The following is a 17,141-nucleotide window of genomic DNA, read 5'->3' as shown; positions in this document are numbered from 1 at the left end:
ATGTATGCGTTTTTAAATTAGATCATGATGTTGTATAAAATTTTTGTATTCTTTTGTTTAATCTTAACTAATTTCACTTCTTCAGCGCAGGGTTATAAATTGTTGCAAGATATTTCTTATGTAGAAAAGTCTGAAAAAGATATGTATAAACAAGAGCGCTGTAAGTTAGATTTGTATTTTCCGGAGGACAAATCGAGTTTTGCTACAGTCGTATGGTTTCATGGCGGAGGATTAGAGGAAGGAGAAAAATATGTACCATTGGAGCTTAAGGAAAAGGGGATTGCTGTAATTGCTGTTAATTATAGATTGAGTCCCAAAGTAAAGGGGCCAGATTATATTGATGATGCTGCTGCCGCTGTTGCCTGGGCGTTCAATAACATCACAAAGTATGGTGGTGATCCTACTAAAATATATGTATCTGGGCATTCGGCTGGAGGTTATCTAGCATTGATGGTCGGATTGGATGTGAGCTATCTGAAGAAATACCATATAGATGCTAACCAGATCAAAGGTATAGCTCCTATCAGCGGACAAACAAATACCCATTACACTATCAAGAAGGAACGTAAACAGTCAATGGAAATACCCATTATTGATCAGTATGCACCTATTCATTTTGCTAGAAAGGATGCTCCTCCGACTTTGTTGATTACAGGTGATGCTAGATTAGAATTACCTGCCAGATATGAGGAGAATGCACATCTGGCCAAAGTGCTCGAAAACTTAAAACATTCTAAAACGGAGTTATTCCAATTACAGGGTTTTGATCACGGTGCTGTGTATGCCCCAGGTTGTTTGTTGTTATTAAGATGGATGGAGAAATTAGACCGAAATTAATAATGAAAATTTAGGAATAGATTAAGATACCTTGATCTTGTTGATTTTTAATCTATTCTGATTTTTACGGTTTATAATCTTCTTTCAGATTTTGAATTGAATTCATCGTCATATTATTTTTTGTGGTTTATAGTAAATGAATGAGAATGTTGCTTAAAGTGTTAGGAAATTAGCAATTGTACGAACTATTTAGGTAATTTAATGTTATTGATTATACTAAACTATGCCAATTATGAAAAACGAAAAGATCAATATGAATGCGCGTATTTTACAATATAATCTGCATTATGGTTTTATGGAAAATCATATGATGTTCAATTTTGAATATAATCCTCACAGACTTATTGTAAGAAATTATGCGCTTAGGAATAATCACATAGAGGTATATAAAGTTTATCTGCTTAACTTTTTTCCAGATAGGGCCACTAAAGAATTGGAGCAGTTTGGTGTAGATATCTTACATTTAAAATACTTTAATAAAGACGAAGCATCAAAGTGGCTAATGACTCAAGATGTTAAAGTTTTACAATCTGATATTAATGCAGATGATCAAGATGCTGTGTTTAATATTGTTTATTTATCAGATCAAGATGATATTAACCCTTATCTGAATGAGGACAATGATGATTTCATCTTGCGTCATTCTTGTCCAAATCAAGTACTTAAATCAAGAGAAAAAATATGGTTAGATACGAGAGTTGATGGAATTGGTTTGCAATTCTTATAATTTAATTGATCCGTTTCTGACCTTCTTCTATTTTATTTATTTCGTGCTGAAAACACCAAAGTATAATAAGGTATTTTACTTTTTATTTTCTAGCATGGTCTATGGTTTCATATTCTTTGCTCCGATATGTCTTCAAATTTGTGTGTGAGTTACCAAAAGCTTATTTTTATCTTTTGAAGGAATTAAAAGGTAATCAGATATCATGTCATGAATATAGAGCAACAAAAAATTATCTTGGTAGAGGACGAACAAGATGTAGCTGATCTGATTGTTCAGGGCTTGGAAGAGGACGGTTATCAGGTAATTCATTTAAATAAAGCAAATTTATTACAGGAGCTGCTTAGCAATCATGAAATATCTCTCGTACTGTTGGATATATTGTTACCAGGTACCAATGGGCTGGAGATTTGTAGACAAATCCGGTTTTGGGGTTATACTGATTTACCTGTGATGATGCTAACTGCCTTGGGAACTCCCGAAAATGTTGTTCTGGGTTTGGACAACGGGGCTGATGACTATCTTTCTAAACCTTTTAAACTGATTGAACTTAAAGCAAGAATTCGTTCTTTGATTCGACGCAAGCATTCTATACTTCAGGCTACACAGCGGGATCAGGAACCAGTCCATGAGATATATAAATACGGTTTTTTTGAAATCGATGATTATAAAAAAATAGCTTATTGTGAAAAACAAGAATTAACGCTTACGAGTACAGAATATCGATTGCTTTTATTGTTTATCCAAAATCCCAAAAAAGTATTTGAGCGTAGCGAACTGCTTGATCGGGTATGGGGAATAAACTTTGATATTGGTTCTAATGTAGTGGATGTTTATGTTAACTATCTCCGCAAGAAAATAGAAAAAGTATCATCCAAAAAAGCTATACATACAGTGATCGGTATGGGATATGTTTTAAAAGTCGAAGATTAAGATTTTATGCATAATTATAATAAAAAGCTTATTTACCTCATTACCATTCTGGTTATCTATGTCTGTTGTTTTGTTGGTTTTATTTTTTATTCTATTTCCAATTTTGCGTTTCGCGATTTTTATAAACGGTTAGATCTGAGACGGAATATAGCAGCTGAGAAGTTTTTAAATAATGGTAGCGCAGATCAAAATAACCAATGGAGCTTAGAATTTATTGAGAATCTTGATAATCAGCACGAATTTCTTGTCGAGTTCGATGCCGCTGGGAATATTGTGAAGAGTCGCGGTTTTAATCGAAAGCTATGGAGTAAGATCGATAAAAAAGGTGTTTCTAATTTTAAATCCGATAGTCAGTTTTATTCGACCAAATTTTTTGAAAAGGATGGACGAAGGTATATAATTGGAGCTTCTGCTGAGAACTACTTTTATACGCATCATCTTGCATATCTTCGAAATCTGCTGATAATTAGTTTAATCTTGGGTATACTTTTTATTTTGGTAGTTTCCGTTTTTATGAAACGTTCTTTTTTGAAGCCTATCTTAACAATGATGAAGGAGGTGCAACAAATAGGTTCTGAAAATTTACATAAAAGATTGGATGAAGTTAAATATAAAGGGGAACTTAAGGATCTTGCCAGCACTTTTAATAATATGTTAACAAGATTAGAGACATCATTTGAAACTCAGAAAAATTTTATCAGTAATGCTTCACATGAATTGAATACTCCTTTGACTTCCATAATAGGGCAGGCAGATCTGGCGCTATCAAAAGAGCGAAGGAAAGAAGATTATCAAAAAACTCTTTTGAAAATTATTTCATCTGCTGAGCATTTAGAAAAAAAAACAAAGGCACTTTTGTTGTTGGCACGTACTGGTTTTGTCAGTAATTCATCTTCTTTTAGTCCTGTTCGTATTGATCAAATTATAATGGATGCAGAGTTGACAATCAAAGCTATTAATGATAAGTTTCGTATTGTTACTGATTTTGACTTATTGCCAGATGACAGTATGCGTCTTAAAATTAATGGAAATGCTATTTTACTTCAATTGGCTTTGTCCAATATTATTAGTAATGCCTGTAAGTACTCATCTAATAGGACTGCCTATATTGCTTTAGGTGCTTTGGATAATAAGGTGTTTATTTTGATCAAAGATGAGGGCATAGGTATCCCTTCAGAAGATTTGGAACATATTTATGATCCTTATTTTAGGGCTTCAAATACCGATGGTATTGACGGTTATGGTATTGGCTTGCCTTTGGCTCGCAATATCATTAAATTACACGAGGGGACGTTAAAAGTTAAATCTTCTGTAGGAAAAGGAACAACAGTTGAAATAGAGCTCCCTACTTATCTTAAATTTTAATCCTATTCTAATCTTTTCATTTGTTTTAATCTCATTTTAATTTCAGCTTTGAAATTCTAATAGAAAGCTAATTTCAGCTTCATTCCATTGCAATCTCTCGGTGTTAACTTTGTATCAAAAGTAATTTGATATGAAGAAACGTATATTGATTCCTAGTGATTTTACAATAGATTCCCTTTTATTTGTGATCCAAAGTCTCGAACATTCGAAGGCGAAAGAAGTGGAGGTCGTATTGGTATATGGCAACCGCAGTAGTACGTCTATCAGTGAATTGCTAGGTATTAAACTGGAGGATCAACTGTCAGATCTTCATTCGGAAGATTTTATTAAAGCTTGCCAGATGATCTGTAATCGCTATGAAGATCGGAAGTTGGTCATATATACGGATATCATCGGTACCGACAATTCAAATTACTTACATAATTATTTATTAGGCGCAAAGATTGATGAAATCAGAGTGCCATCAAATTATGCATTTGAAAAAAGAACTAAGCATTTTTTTGATGTAGGAAAGGTTTTACTGCGGTTGAACGCGCGTAAACTGGGGCAAGTCGGAATTATACAGAAACCCAGTACTGAGAAATTTGAGTGTAATGTTTTATCTGATTTATTCTTTAAAAAAAAATGGGATGTCAATTATTAAAATAAATCTACTGGTTAAATTCAACTTTATCTTACTTGCTTTGCTTCTTTTTTTAGCAACAACTATGGTGATGTTTTATGAAAGTCCAGAGCGTATGTTGGAAGGAGAATGGGTCGAACAAGGATGGTATTTTGAAAAAGTGGATAATATGCCATCTTTTCAAAAGCAATCGACGATTCATGAAGAAATTAAAAATACTCTGATTGCACATTTACCGCCTCTTCAAGACGGTTTGTGGCACTTTGAAAGAAAAGGAAGCCGCAGTTATATTGCCCATCATCATGATAATAGATATAATTGGTTTTTAAAGGGAAGAGGTCATATTTTGGAGCTACGGAAAGACGATAAACTTGTGGAAAGTTTTGTGATACATGAACTTAGTGATACCAGATTAATACTACATCTTAATTTAGATCTACAGGCTAAGGGAATTGCACGAATTGTGTTGGAGAAAGGAGAAAAAATAAATTATGCTAAGAAAATATAGTAATCATCGCACGATACAAGACAATATTAAATTGGGATCCTTGACTGCTTTTTCAGCAGGTATGGTCAATGTCGCATCGGTCATCGTTTTTTTTTCATTTACCTCAAATGTAACGGGGTATTATGCCATTTTTGCTCAAGAGATTGCTAAGGGTAACTGGTATCAGGGGGCTGTAGTTTTATTCTGGATATTATTATTTTTAATCGGCAGTATGCTTTCGAATATGATTATTATTCATGGAAAGGGGCGTTTTAGTGCTTTTCTTACTCATTCTATACCTTTAGTTCTTGAAATATTAAGCATATTATTTGTCGGCATTTATCTGGATTTTTTTTATAAAGATTCTTTACAGGAAACAGAAATCTTGGTGGGGGCGCTGTTATTCGCTATGGGGCTACAAAATGGATTGACTGCCAGTATTTCAAACTCAGTAGTAAAAACGACTCATTTGACTGGGCTTACAACAGATCTGGCTATTCTGATTTCTATGTTTACAAAGGAATCTAACAGACATAATAAAGCACTTGTTGATAAGTTTAATTTATTGTTGAGTATAGTAATGGCTTATGTTGCGGGCGGGCTGTTAAGTGGTTTATCATTTGCTTTTTTGACCAATAAGACATTTTACGTAGTATGTTTTGTGCTATTGATCATAGGCTCTTATGATTACTATAAACTATATATTATCAAAAAACAATATGTGCAGCGACACCGCCAATCATTAGTTTCCTAGCTTTTTATATATTTTTTATCATTTCAAGTTGAGACACATTATTTTCAAAACTTAAACTTTTAAAAAATCCAGTGCTTTCTGAAGAACTATTGTCGATATTAAGGGCATATAGTTCTTTTGATCCGGTTGATTGTGTCATCGCATTTATCAATTGTGTTGCTATGCCTTTCCGTCTATGGATTGTAGGAACTGCAATTTGTTGTATTCTTTTTGTCTGAGCATTATAGATTATATATCCGGCCAATTCGTCTTCTAAATACGCGCAGAGGATAGTAATCTTATCTTTGCTTTTTTCTAAAGTTGTTATGGAATTTTGCCAAGATGGTTTAATTGACCAAAAAGATATAAAATCATCCCATTTAAAATTTTCTACTTGTTTAATAGATAAAAAACTGGATTTTTTATCTGATTCAAAACATCCTTTAAAACAATCTAGCGTTCTATTAACCCGATAATTCATTTTCTCATAGGCGCGTATTGCACGTTGGTTACCGACAATAACTTCCAGTACCATATGATCTACATCAAGATCTCTTAGTTTTGGGATTAAGTAATTATACATTTTACCTACCAAACCTTGTCCTCGAAAATCAGGAATGACTCCAGTAGCAGCATTATAAGCGACCAATTTTTCACCAGTATGATTTAAGGCATGAAGCATAAAACCAACTAATTTACCTGAATAAAAAACTCCTAAAGATAAATCAAGCCGGATGTTTTCGGTGAAAATTTTATATTCCAACTGCTGAGAAGTAAGTTGAAATGGAACGATATAATCAGAAAATGATTGGTTCAAAATTTCTGTAATGTAATCAATTCTGATATTTTCTAAAGTTGTAATTTCCATTTTTTATTACAGAATGCTTTCTTATTATTTTTGAGTAAGATGAGTGAACTATTCTATTCACTTTACTAAGGTATAACTTTCTTAAGTGCTAGAAGTTTTACTGTTTTAGTGTACCTGGAGAAATGCCAAATTTCTTTTTAAATGCTGTTATAAAATGTTGGGGATTCTGATAACCGATGTGGTCTGCCACTTCATTTACATATTTATCCTCTTCTAACAACAGCCTTTTTGCTTCTTCCATTTTCAGATCTTTGATGTAGCTGTATACTGTCATTCCAAAAAGCTCTTTAAAGCTTAGCATAAGTTTCCGTTTGTTCATGCCAATAAGTTGAGCCAGTTGTGTGATGGTTAGGAATTGGTCCATGTGCTGCTCGATTAGTTGCTTCGCATGAAAGAGTTTATCTCTATCCATTTTTCCAAAAGAGAGAGATTTTTGGTGGGGATGATTATTGGATTTTTGTAATTGCAGTAGGAAAAGTTCTGTCATTTTTGCTTCCATATATAGCCCGCGCATCTTTTGATTGTAAGGGTTAATTTGAATCTGAGCAATTGTATTACGCATTGCTGGAGTAGTGGTCATCACAGTTCCTGAGAATAGATTTGATGTGTCAGAAACAAAATCACTTAATAATTTTTCAAAATGAGATTGGCCTATCCTAATTTCCAAAAAACTTCCTGTTTCAGTTGGAGACATCACAATATCTTGTCTATAATCTTCTAAATATGTTATAGTATTGCTTCCTTTTATAAGATTCAATGGTTGTCCGGAACGATAAGCTCCACTAGATCCATCTAATCTGAAGTGCATTTCAAGAGCTTCTTTTTCAATATTAATCTGGAGTTGCTCTTCTTTAATTAATGTGTAATTGCACTGGATAAATTGTAACGAATCAAAGGTCGTTTCGTGAAAAAAAAACGCACCACCTAATTTTGTTTTTATATTATGTTTCTTTTCCGAATAAGCAGAAAACTTTTCGTTTTTTAGACTATTGCGTTGGATAATAGTTAATTCCTGATTTTGCATCATTGCGTAGGTTTTAATCTCTATTGCGTTATCTTCTCTCGATATGTAATGATAATATTTGTACAAAGGTAAGCAAATAAGTTTTTATGTATTCTTGTGGAATGAACTCGATATACAATTTGCTTTATTCCTTCATAAGTTGAATTTTTTTAAGACAGTTTAAAATGAAAGTTGAAAAAATACAGGATGTTATTGTTGTCGGAGCTGGGCAAGCTGGACTGGCCATAAGCTATTATCTTAAAAACCATAGAATAAAACATATCGTATTGGAGCAGCATTTTATTGGTTATTCGTGGAAAGAGCATCGCTGGGATTCATTCAAAATGAATACACCGAACTGGATGACCACTCTTCCTGGTATGGATATTCCGATTAATAAAAGGGAATACTTTATGACTAAAGAAGAATTTGTAATGTATTTGAAAAAGTATGTTCGAACATTTAACCTACCTATATTAGAAAACCATAAAGTAATCGGAATTGAAAAAACTGACATAGGTTTTGCTGTTAATATAGAGAAGGAGGGTGTATTTTATACATTTTTATCAAAAGCAGTTGTAATCGCTTCGGGTATTATGAATAAGATTTCATTGCCCAAGCTATGGAAAAACGTACCTGCTCATGTAAAACAATTTCACGCTTCCGAATATAAGAATGTGAAACAAATGCCTACTGGAAATATATTGGTTGTGGGAGGTGGGCAATCAGGTTGTCAGATTGCTGAAGAACTGGCTTTGGCAAAGAGAAAAGTATATTTAGCTGGAAGTAAAGTCGCAAGAGCACCACGCCGCTATAAAGGGAAAGATATCATGGAATGGATGGATCGGATGGGGATGATGGATATGTCCAGTAAGTTGTTAAAAGAAAAATCTCATTTACTTGCTGTGCAACCTCAAGTTTCAGGTCTAGGTTTGTTAGGACATACGGTAAGTTATCAATCATTGTATAGTATAGGGGTCACAATTCTTGGTGGTTTAAAAGGCGTAGATGATGAAAATCTATATTTTGACGATAATGCTAAAAGTAATATCCATTATGCAGATGAAACATCGGTTTTTATTAAGAGTCAAGTAGATGCTTACCTTGAAAAGCATTCTGAATTTATTTCAGAAGAAGAGGAGGATCTTTCAGATTGTCCTGATAATAACTATGTTTCAGCTTCCGATTTACGTATACTTTGTTTAAGAGACTTTGATATAGCTACAATAATTTGGGCTACAGGGTTTGGATATGACTTTAGTTATCTAAATGCATCTTTAGTTGATGATACGGGAAGACCTGAGCATATAGATGGTGAAATGCTAACGGAGGGTCTTTATTGCATAGGCTTTCCCTGGTTACGGAAGAAAAAATCAGGACTTGTTTTTGGAGTAAGTGATGATGCAAAAGCAATTGTAGAAAAAATTATGCAAAATTTGAATAAGAACCAATGAATTGAAGTGTAATTTTTATCCCTTTTGAGCAAGAAGCTATTGTGAATAAAATGTCTATTTCGACATAAAAGACTGCTATCTGCATAAAAAGATAGCAATCTTTAATGGTCTGATCTATTATGAGTTGTTTAGTGACTCATAAATACTATTGATTAATGTCCGTATTTGAGAAATATTTTGATTAGAAAATGAAAATTCATCTGAGAATCTATTTGCCCCTTTCAAAAATTCTTTCAATTCCTGACCGTGCTGAATGTTATCTTCGTTTATGAATCTGTCTTTGTAGTTATTGAGATAGTTTAGATATGCTTGAATAGTGGTTTCATTTGCGGCTTCTTTTTCTATTAGTTGCAATAACTTTAGATAATCATTTTTTATTTTCTCTGAACTTACCATGATAATGGAATTTGTATTACTAATTTTTTAAAAGCATCGTCTCTAACTGCTGGAGGGATGAATAACTGCAGTTCTCCTCCAGGTAGGTGTGGATTAATTACACCTGCTGCAATAGGTTGTTTTGCGGTAATTCCCTGCCAAACTTTTAAAGTCTGCTTTTGTGGAACTTCATATTCGTAGCATTTACTAAAATCGTTCCAAGCGGGCTGAACGGCAGTACCACCAATAACAGCTCCAACAGATTTTGGTTTTTCCTTTGTCCAGTATCCTCCTGCAGGATTACCTCCGGTTACCCGGTAAATTTTTGTTCCGGAAGGTAGAACCGTTGCTGTTGCATCAACAAAGTTGGCGGCCTCAATAGCTGGTAGATCTAAAGCTGGATCATTCCAATCCGGATGGTTAATACCTGCCAATAAACCATTTGATTTATAATCAGATTTTGCGATTCCTGGAATATTGTTCCAATCTTCTATATGAACTCTTTGGTGATAAATGCTGATTGCAGTTTCAAGTTTAGTCATTAAACCAGCTTTATCACTAGTTTTAGAGAAAGCTTCTTTTAGCTTCGTATTATCTAATCCTTTTTCTACCCAATTATTTAATTTGGCCTTAGTACCTGTACCAAGTGATCTTTCCAGATCATCCATCCATCCGGTTGGGTTTTCAATTTCTTCATTAATTGGATCATTGTCTGAAGAACAGTTAATAACAAGTTGACTTGTGAAAATCAACAGAATTAACATCATTTTTTGTGTAAATCTAGTCATAAGAATCTTACGTTGTTTAGGTTTTTGATAAAAATATATTTAATAAAAATTAATGAGTTTAGATTTGAATGGTATTTTTTAAAACTAATTTTGTTCTATTAGGGAATTAAATTCATTTTTTATTTTATTTCTTATTTATAATTCATCAATTTTAATCATAATTAATTAACCCTGCAATAGGAAAATTAAAATAACTTTACATAATTAGGATGTGATTCTATTTTTATGGAATTTGCGGTGTAGCATTTTTATTATAAGCAGGTAAAAATTTAATTTTTACGAGCGATTCTGCTATAACAACATTTTTTTGTATTCTTTTGGTTGTCAGCTGAAACAAAAACATCATTGCTAAAGGGGGGATAGCAAGTGCTGGAAATCAAGATTTATGTGATACGTAAATCGAATGTTCTGAAATTTGGATATTATAATTTCAGAAGGGGAACGCGTAAGAGTTTATCAGAGGCAGTTATATATAGATATCCATCTCCACCGAAATTACAGTTTGCCGTTGCAATTCCGAGTTTAATTCTACCTATTACATCTCCTTTATCGTTCAGTATGATAATTCCGCTTCCAGCAGCGGCAAAAACATATCCGTCAGGATGTACTTTAATACCATCGGCAGCCATTGGTTCTGATGGAAACTTTAATTTGAAATCAACAAAAACCTCTGGTTTTCCCACTTCTAATTTATTATTTAAAGAATATTCCATAATAAATGGGTGCTTGTGATCACTAATGGAGACATACAGTTTATCTTGTTTTGTTGAAAGTGCTATACCATTAGGTCTTGTTAAATTAGAGATTATTTGGATTGCGTTTCCAAAGGAATCTAGTCGATATACACCATTACTAATGATCTCTCTATTTATAGTATCCACTTCCCGGTTAGGGAGTCCGTAAGGAGGGTCAGTGAAAAAGTAATCTCCATGATCATGTTGACAGATATCATTAGGGGAATTAAATCTGAGCTGTTTCCAGTGTGTACTTAATGGTGTAAATTTTCGTTTATTGAGATCGATCTGAACAATTTGTCTATTCCCATGATCACATGCAACGAGATATCCTTCTTTGTTGATCACGAGCCCATTAGTACCTGGTTCTTCACTGTAGATCTCAGTTCCTTGGTATCCTGCAGGTTGTATAAATTTCTCTACTCCATTTTTTGAGGACCACTTATATATGGTGTTCAGCCTTGTGTCGCTAAACAAGAGATAGTTACCTTTTTGAACCCATACCGGTCCCTCTGTCCACTGGAAACCTTCTGCTAGTAACTCAATTTTTATAAGAGGGTCAATTATTTTTTTAAAATCGGGGTGAAATACCTCTATTTTAGCTTGATCATAGAATTTTGAAGGAGTTTGTCCGAATACAGGTGATGAAAATATTATAGTCAATATAGCTACTGTCAATTTTATGTTTCTATGAATAGTCATTATTAAAATTTTGATTGTGGTTTAAATTGAGTATGGTTTTGAATAGATCAGCATTTCTATAAAGTTTTATCCTTTTATAAAACACAAAAATTTAAAAACTATTGGTACTCAGTTATTAATAAAGATAGTAATATTTATCGTTTACTAAAAATAATCAATTTTTCTTATCCAGAAACTTAACTATATGTATGTTTAAGGTTATCTCATGGTTGTATATATTAACCTTTGTTTAGGTTAGATGGCAGAGGAGAAGATCAAAATAGCAGTAGCTCCCGTTTATTATTTCAGATTGGAAGATGAATTTTTATCGGTTAGGGTAACTGAAGTTTTATGATAAAAAAACTCCTGCAAACTTTATGTTGTGCAGGAGTTCCTTTTTTTGTTAGCTATAATTTCGTTTATTTTAAAACGAATTTGAATCCCAATGAGAAACTTGATGGATCAAAGTTAACATCATGAGAAATATTCCACCAAGGTTTCCAATCAAAATGCATCGCCAATGGAGCGGAAGGAATTCTAAATTCTAAACCGAGCGCTGGTCTTATTGCAAAATCTACATGCGTATCATCACCATCTTTCCAATGATACTTTTTGTACCCTTTATCATAATCGATAAACGATACTTGCGGACCAACACCAATATACCAGGAAAGACCACGAGCTCCTGGAATTCTTTTGTTATAGGAATAGTCAACGCCTAGCACTGTGATATTATCCCCAAATAATACCTGTGCATTTACAGCGTCATTTCCGCCAAAGTTATGTTTTATTTGTGGACCAAATAAAGTTTCGCCATCACCTAAATCTATCCCTAAACCAATGGCCGTACGATAAGGTGTTTGTGCATTTGCCTTCTGATGAGCGGCAAATAATAAAGTAAAAAGAGTAAGAAAAGGTAGAATTACTTTTTTCATGATAATTATAAAAAATATTAGTTTAAGTTTTCAAAAGGAAAACTTTCGCTGTTATAACAAATAGTTTGCCAATCCTCTCTAATTTAAATGTTGAAAAAGTCATCATTTTGCTAATGAGGTAGTTATTTTGTTGTTTAATATTTTTTAAAGCTAGATCACTTTACAATTTAATTTTCTGATTCTATTTGCCTTATTTTTTTTATTTTGCTTCTATCTTCCATTCATTCGAGTAAAATCCTGCATCTATTATATTCTCTGGACCATTTTTTAACATATCTAAATTGAAGAACATATAATCTGGAAAACCACTAGCTCCTGCAAAATATTGATTTGCTCCTGTGGCCTGCATTCCTTTAAGTCCAGTTCCTGTAATCACGCCAACACCTCTGGTTTCGGTTCCTGGTTTTTTCCAGTAAAAGTAACCGCCTAAATCATTGCCTTTATAAGTTTGTTTATCTATTTTAATTTGATCAGACGTTACCGTAATTGGGCAGTCACTAAGCAGTTTGTTCCAAGCACTATTTGTTTTTGCATTACCAATTAATATAATATTGCGATCAATGTATTTTTCTGCATCAAAGTCGCGGTCAGCTATCACATCAAATGTTCCATTACCTCTGTAATACCATGCTTCAGCATCATGGAGTACTTTTTCTAAAGCCCATTTATTTTCGTCTTTAGTTCCGGTTGTACCATAAACATACACCATACTGTGGTTAAAGGCCTCTTTAAAAGAACCGTTCCGATGAGGGCCTTTTTGATCTAGCTTTGGTCTTTCAACAACTAACCAACCTTGGGTTTCTCTTTTGAGGTACACTACAGATTGTTCAATTGTATTCCATTGATAGGTAATTGTATTGGAGCTGTCGATATCAATCGTGATGGGTTCATTTTTCTGAAAACCTTCCAAATTTAATTTCAATATCTGTACATTATCTGTTTTACCGATTAGGGTTCTTTTCTCCAGATTTCTAGTAAGTACAATTTGTGAATAATCAAGTGGCTTAATCTGTTGATAGATCGTACTCCAGTAGTATGTCGCTGAGATACCAGGATTTGCTGTTTTGAAATCAATATGATCGACTTCGTTTGTTGTTTTTCTTTGATGTATTTTAAAGTAATCAAATAAAGGTTTCCAGTCGACACTTTCATTACTGTACCAATGTGATCCACCTGGATATTCGTAATAGCTAAAATCCGGATGAAAAGTTCCGAGTAATTTACGCATTTGACGTGCATATTCAACAGATACTGTTCGATCAGCATCACCATGGAGCACATATATTCCTAAAGGTTTGTAGTTGCTTGCATATGCAATTACATCACTTTGATTTCCTGACTTTAATAATATGTCTTCATACATATTTCGGCCTTTTTCTGGTATCAGCCCATCAGCAGATCCGTAGCCTTTTAAAGTTGGATATCCTGCACAAGGTGCTATTGCTGCCCACTTTTCTGGATAAGTAGCGCCTAGGAACCAGGTGCCGTGTCCGCCCATGGAATGACCAGTTAAGTAAATTTTTTGGCTGTCTGGCTTTAACGTTTGCTGGGCAAGGTCGAGTACTTCTAAAGCGTCCATTCTGCCCCAATCCTCCCAGTTGAACCCGCGGGGGCGACGATTGGTCGGTGCGACAAGTGTTCCCCAATCCTTTGCTTGATAAGCCTGTGCTTGCCCTAAGGCTTCTACACCGGCACCATGTACTGAAAAGAAAAGTGCATCTCCTGCTTTTTCTCCTCCTAAGGCTGGATTTACGGCATAATATTGTAAACTATTATCTATTTTGCTGATGAATGTGATTCGATAGGCAGTATTTCCCGATACACTTCTCAGCGGTATTTTTTTCGTCTCGATCAACTTTTCTTTATCCCAGATAGCGATATCAGTTTGTACTTCACCTAAACTATTTATTGCCGATGCATCAATAGGAACGATAATTTTCCGTGTACTATTGGCCATAAGAACAGGTGCTGTTGAAATTACTTTTCTCCCTCCAGTATTGCTCTGAATTTTTATATTATGAATATTTTTATTACTTGTATTAATCAGAACTAGGCCGATAAGGAGATTCTGATTTTGTTTACCCTGTACGATATCTGGAAGTGTCAGGTCTTCGGTTGCTATCTGTATTTTGTTTTTTGGAAAACTGAGTGTCGCAGCTATAAATGAACCTCTTACATAAAATTCGTTTAAGCCTTTCTTCAACTGGACGGGAATATATAGCCAGCCCATACGATAGGGGTCGCCAGTATGCATTTCACCATTAATAAGAACTGCGCTATTCCCTCTGATATTGAGTAGAGCGGCCTGTTCTTTATTTGAATGGTAAGTAAGATAAAGATAGCTCGGGCGCGGCCCTCTATATGTTGATGCGGCAGATGTTGTGTTCTGACTTTGCTGTGCAATACGACCTGGTCCTGGTGGATTATTGGGTTGCTGTAGGTTGGTGCCTGTATTTTGTTGACGTCTAAAGAAGCCACTGGTATCGGCTTTTACAATAGTCCATAAAGCTTTATCATCTTTGCCATCTAAAGTTGTTCCTGCCACAGGGGTGGATAATTTATGCTGGTAAAAATACCAGAGTAGTTCGTCTGTATATATGGCTTCCCTTCCATAGGTAAAGGATGCTTCTATGCTAAGCCCTTCTGTAAAGCGATGTATGTTTTGTGCCGAAGAAGGTATGATTATTAAACTTAAAAACAAGATTATGAAAATCGATTTTATATTTAAGAGTGATTGCTGGTATTGCATGTTGAAAAAGGTTTAGTAAATCTAATATACATATCTTTATTGAGCTCCTCTTCATTCTTGATGTGAATTCAATGTTTTTGCGTCTGAGTGGATCAATGTCGTCTTATAAATAAATATTATTCGGGTTATTTTTTGCAATGGCGAAACCTATTATTTGTCGTAAATTTGTATCATTACTTTGTTGCAATCTATTGATAAAGTAATGTTTTATACTATTTAGTAGTATCATAGACGTAGGTCACTTAGCTTTTACTGTACTCGTAAATTGCTAATTTATCTGAATATGTTAAAGTAAAGTTGAAGTGAAGGAAGTAGAAAATAAAGGAACTTATTGGGTGATGTGCCGGGAATGCTTGGGACGCGGAAAAAAAAGACGTAAGCTTAGTAAGAAAGTACGGTTAAATTACCAGCTTGCATGCGATCAATTTGAAACAATGAAAGGTGAGGGCAATGTACCTGTTCGCCCTAAAGGTCATCAATATACTTGTTTGCACTGTAATGGTTCGGGCTTGATTCTGTCTAACGAACCAGTTATACCTGACGAAGAGCATTATCCACATGTTGCTATTATTGGTGCGGGTATTGGTGGTATTGCGCTAGCGGTGGCGTGTATGCACCGTGGTATTCCTTTTACGCTTTATGAACGCGATCGTGACTTTAGCACTAGGTCTCAGGGTTATGGACTTACTTTGCAACAGGCTAGTAAAGCTATTTCTTCATTAGGTATTTTAACTTTGGACGAAGGTGTGGTTTCCACAAAGCATGTGGTTCATACAACTGCAGGTGAAGTGATAGGTGAGTGGGGGATGAGGAAATGGTTGTCTTCGGATGTTGAGATGGTTGCGAAACGTTCGAATGTACATATAGCCCGTCAATCACTACGGCAGGCACTTTTACAGCAGCTTGGTGGAAATGATAGAATTAAGTGGGCACATCAATTGGTGAATTTTAAGCAAGACGAGAACGGGAGGGCTGTCTTAGATTTCCAAGTGAACCGTGAAATCATAACTTCGAAAGCCGATTTAGTAGTTGGTGCAGATGGTATTCGAAGTTCTGTCCGCAAGTTATTGCTTGGTGATGATGTGAATCCTTTACGTTATCTTGATTGTATGGTGATATTGGGTATTTGTTCTTTGAGTGCGCTCAATAATATCACAAGCACTTTATTGGACGGTGCGACGGTTTTTCAAACAGCTAATGGAAATGATCGTATTTATATCATGCCCTATACTTCAGATTCTGTTATGTGGCAACTTAGTTTTCCTGTCTCTGAAAATGAAGCAAAAGCTTTAAGTTTACAGGGACCGCAGGCCCTTAAAGAGGAGGCATGCCGCAGGGCGCCATGGCACGTTCCTATTCCTCAGATTCTAGCTGCTACCGAGGTTGATCTTATTTCAGGTTATCCTGTGTATGATCGAGCGTTACTTGAAGCGGGGCTTATGGATAATGGGAAGCAGGTAACATTAATCGGAGATGCGGCCCATCCTATGAGTCCCTTTAAAGGACAAGGGGCAAATCAAGCCTTACTGGACGCATTGGCATTAGCGCGGGGTATTTCAAAAGGATGTGGATCATCTCATTGGAAAAAAACTGGAATAAGGGAATTCGTGTTGATGGAGTATGAGTCAGAAATGATAACACGGAGTGCTGTCAAAGTGAAGGATTCTGCAGATGCTGCGAAATTTCTGCATTCAGAAATGGTACTTTTTGAAAGTGATGCGCCTAGAGGGAGCTGTGTAAAGAAAATTGAATAGGATTTAATTTAGTTTTCTTTAATATAAGTTTTCTGTGATTTAATGAACGTTTTCCTATCTCAACATTAGAAAAAAACAATTCTCAAGGTTATAATCAAT

The 17,141-nt window shown here is 34.7% G+C and carries 16 protein-coding genes; 9 read left to right on the top strand and 7 right to left on the bottom strand.

The genetic code is table 11. The features are described from left to right. The first annotated feature begins 24 nt into the window (after positions 1-24). From EDF66_RS17580 to EDF66_RS17550, 7 genes are all read left to right on the top strand, one after another. Positions 25-837: an alpha/beta hydrolase gene (locus EDF66_RS17580; protein ID WP_232789302.1), complete on the top strand. Its 813-nt coding sequence runs from the start codon at positions 25-27 to the stop codon at positions 835-837. A gap of 232 nt (positions 838-1,069) precedes the next feature. Beyond that, positions 1,070-1,564 (top strand): hypothetical protein, encoded by a 495-nt coding sequence (locus EDF66_RS17575; RefSeq protein WP_132844021.1) that lies wholly within the window; start codon positions 1,070-1,072, stop codon positions 1,562-1,564. A 207-nt stretch (positions 1,565-1,771) separates the two neighbouring features. Beyond that, complete coding sequence (locus EDF66_RS17570) at positions 1,772-2,494, top strand: response regulator transcription factor (protein ID WP_132844020.1); 723 nt, start codon at positions 1,772-1,774, stop codon at positions 2,492-2,494. Between the two features lie 6 nt (positions 2,495-2,500). Next, positions 2,501-3,859 (top strand): sensor histidine kinase, encoded by a 1,359-nt coding sequence (locus EDF66_RS17565; protein ID WP_132771973.1) that lies wholly within the window; start codon positions 2,501-2,503, stop codon positions 3,857-3,859. Between the two features lie 130 nt (positions 3,860-3,989). Next, on the top strand, positions 3,990-4,502 hold the full coding sequence (locus EDF66_RS17560) for a hypothetical protein (protein ID WP_132844018.1): 513 nt from the start codon (positions 3,990-3,992) through the stop codon (positions 4,500-4,502). Next, positions 4,489-4,989 (top strand): hypothetical protein, encoded by a 501-nt coding sequence (locus tag EDF66_RS17555; protein WP_031288155.1) that lies wholly within the window; start codon positions 4,489-4,491, stop codon positions 4,987-4,989. Before EDF66_RS17560 ends, EDF66_RS17555 begins: the two co-directional genes overlap by 14 nt. Beyond that, on the top strand, positions 4,973-5,722 hold the full coding sequence (locus tag EDF66_RS17550) for a YoaK family protein (RefSeq protein ID WP_132771972.1): 750 nt from the start codon (positions 4,973-4,975) through the stop codon (positions 5,720-5,722). Before EDF66_RS17555 ends, EDF66_RS17550 begins: the two co-directional genes overlap by 17 nt. Positions 5,723-5,726: 4 nt before the next feature. On the opposite strand, the gene EDF66_RS17545 is transcribed toward EDF66_RS17550, so the two are convergent. Together EDF66_RS17545 and EDF66_RS17540 are read right to left on the bottom strand one after the other, a co-directional pair. Continuing rightward, a complete protein-coding gene (locus tag EDF66_RS17545; RefSeq protein WP_132844017.1) occupies positions 5,727-6,569 on the bottom strand; it encodes a GNAT family N-acetyltransferase in 843 nt (280 codons plus the stop codon). A 97-nt stretch (positions 6,570-6,666) separates the two neighbouring features. Continuing rightward, positions 6,667-7,596 carry a helix-turn-helix transcriptional regulator gene (locus tag EDF66_RS17540; RefSeq protein WP_132844015.1) on the bottom strand — a complete coding sequence of 310 codons (930 nt, stop codon included), beginning with the start codon at positions 7,594-7,596 and terminating at the stop codon, positions 6,667-6,669. A gap of 161 nt (positions 7,597-7,757) precedes the next feature. Between EDF66_RS17540 and EDF66_RS17535 the strand changes: the two genes are divergently transcribed. Next, positions 7,758-9,026 (top strand): NAD(P)-binding domain-containing protein, encoded by a 1,269-nt coding sequence (locus EDF66_RS17535; RefSeq protein WP_132844013.1) that lies wholly within the window; start codon positions 7,758-7,760, stop codon positions 9,024-9,026. Between the two features lie 117 nt (positions 9,027-9,143). Here EDF66_RS17535 and EDF66_RS17530 read toward each other — a convergent pair whose 3' ends face one another. The 5 genes from EDF66_RS17530 to EDF66_RS17510 all read right to left on the bottom strand — a co-directional run bounded on the left by EDF66_RS17530 (position 9,144) and on the right by EDF66_RS17510 (position 15,288). Then, entirely contained in the window at positions 9,144-9,422 is a 279-nt protein-coding gene (locus EDF66_RS17530; protein WP_132844011.1) for a hypothetical protein, read from the bottom strand. Beyond that, positions 9,416-10,189, bottom strand: a complete 774-nt coding sequence (locus EDF66_RS17525; RefSeq protein ID WP_031288159.1) for a hypothetical protein — start codon at positions 10,187-10,189, stop codon at positions 9,416-9,418. Before EDF66_RS17525 ends, EDF66_RS17530 begins: the two co-directional genes overlap by 7 nt. Before the next feature lie 422 nt (positions 10,190-10,611). Then, positions 10,612-11,625 carry an SMP-30/gluconolactonase/LRE family protein gene (locus tag EDF66_RS17520; protein WP_021189787.1) on the bottom strand — a complete coding sequence of 338 codons (1,014 nt, stop codon included), beginning with the start codon at positions 11,623-11,625 and terminating at the stop codon, positions 10,612-10,614. 398 nt (positions 11,626-12,023) lie between these two features. Further along, positions 12,024-12,539, bottom strand: coding sequence for a hypothetical protein (locus tag EDF66_RS17515; protein WP_021189788.1), 516 nt, complete (start codon positions 12,537-12,539; stop codon positions 12,024-12,026). Positions 12,540-12,738: 199 nt separating this feature from the next. Next, positions 12,739-15,288, bottom strand: a complete 2,550-nt coding sequence (locus EDF66_RS17510; protein ID WP_132844010.1) for a prolyl oligopeptidase family serine peptidase — start codon at positions 15,286-15,288, stop codon at positions 12,739-12,741. Between the two features lie 302 nt (positions 15,289-15,590). Here EDF66_RS17510 and EDF66_RS17505 point away from each other — a divergent pair, with 302 nt between their 5' ends. Next, on the top strand, positions 15,591-17,042 hold the full coding sequence (locus tag EDF66_RS17505) for an FAD-dependent oxidoreductase (RefSeq protein WP_207898674.1): 1,452 nt from the start codon (positions 15,591-15,593) through the stop codon (positions 17,040-17,042). Positions 17,043-17,141: the final 99 nt, after the last annotated feature.

The organism is Sphingobacterium sp. JUb20 (assembly GCF_004342035.1).
GTDB lineage: Bacteria > Bacteroidota > Bacteroidia > Sphingobacteriales > Sphingobacteriaceae > Sphingobacterium > Sphingobacterium anhuiense.
Note: the sequence above shows the minus strand (reverse complement) of the source record. Positions and strands in the feature narration are given on the sequence as shown.

Bases quoted from the DNA above. Each gene is read 5' to 3' on its own strand.
- EDF66_RS17510 (WP_132844010.1), bottom strand. From the start codon at position 15,288: ATGCAATACCAGCAATCACTCTTAAATATAAAATCGATTTTCATAATC.
- EDF66_RS17575 (WP_132844021.1), top strand. From the start codon at position 1,070: ATGAAAAACGAAAAGATCAATATGAATGCGCGTATTTTACAATATAAT.
- EDF66_RS17525 (WP_031288159.1), bottom strand. From the start codon at position 10,189: ATGACTAGATTTACACAAAAAATGATGTTAATTCTGTTGATTTTCACA.
- EDF66_RS17580 (WP_232789302.1), top strand. From the start codon at position 25: ATGATGTTGTATAAAATTTTTGTATTCTTTTGTTTAATCTTAACTAAT.
- EDF66_RS17570 (WP_132844020.1), top strand. From the start codon at position 1,772: ATGAATATAGAGCAACAAAAAATTATCTTGGTAGAGGACGAACAAGAT.
- EDF66_RS17520 (WP_021189787.1), bottom strand. From the start codon at position 11,625: ATGACTATTCATAGAAACATAAAATTGACAGTAGCTATATTGACTATA.
- EDF66_RS17550 (WP_132771972.1), top strand. From the start codon at position 4,973: ATGCTAAGAAAATATAGTAATCATCGCACGATACAAGACAATATTAAA.
- EDF66_RS17535 (WP_132844013.1), top strand. From the start codon at position 7,758: ATGAAAGTTGAAAAAATACAGGATGTTATTGTTGTCGGAGCTGGGCAA.
- EDF66_RS17540 (WP_132844015.1), bottom strand. From the start codon at position 7,596: ATGATGCAAAATCAGGAATTAACTATTATCCAACGCAATAGTCTAAAA.
- EDF66_RS17515 (WP_021189788.1), bottom strand. From the start codon at position 12,539: ATGAAAAAAGTAATTCTACCTTTTCTTACTCTTTTTACTTTATTATTT.
- EDF66_RS17545 (WP_132844017.1), bottom strand. From the start codon at position 6,569: ATGGAAATTACAACTTTAGAAAATATCAGAATTGATTACATTACAGAA.
- EDF66_RS17565 (WP_132771973.1), top strand. From the start codon at position 2,501: ATGCATAATTATAATAAAAAGCTTATTTACCTCATTACCATTCTGGTT.
- EDF66_RS17530 (WP_132844011.1), bottom strand. From the start codon at position 9,422: ATGGTAAGTTCAGAGAAAATAAAAAATGATTATCTAAAGTTATTGCAA.
- EDF66_RS17560 (WP_132844018.1), top strand. From the start codon at position 3,990: ATGAAGAAACGTATATTGATTCCTAGTGATTTTACAATAGATTCCCTT.
- EDF66_RS17555 (WP_031288155.1), top strand. From the start codon at position 4,489: ATGTCAATTATTAAAATAAATCTACTGGTTAAATTCAACTTTATCTTA.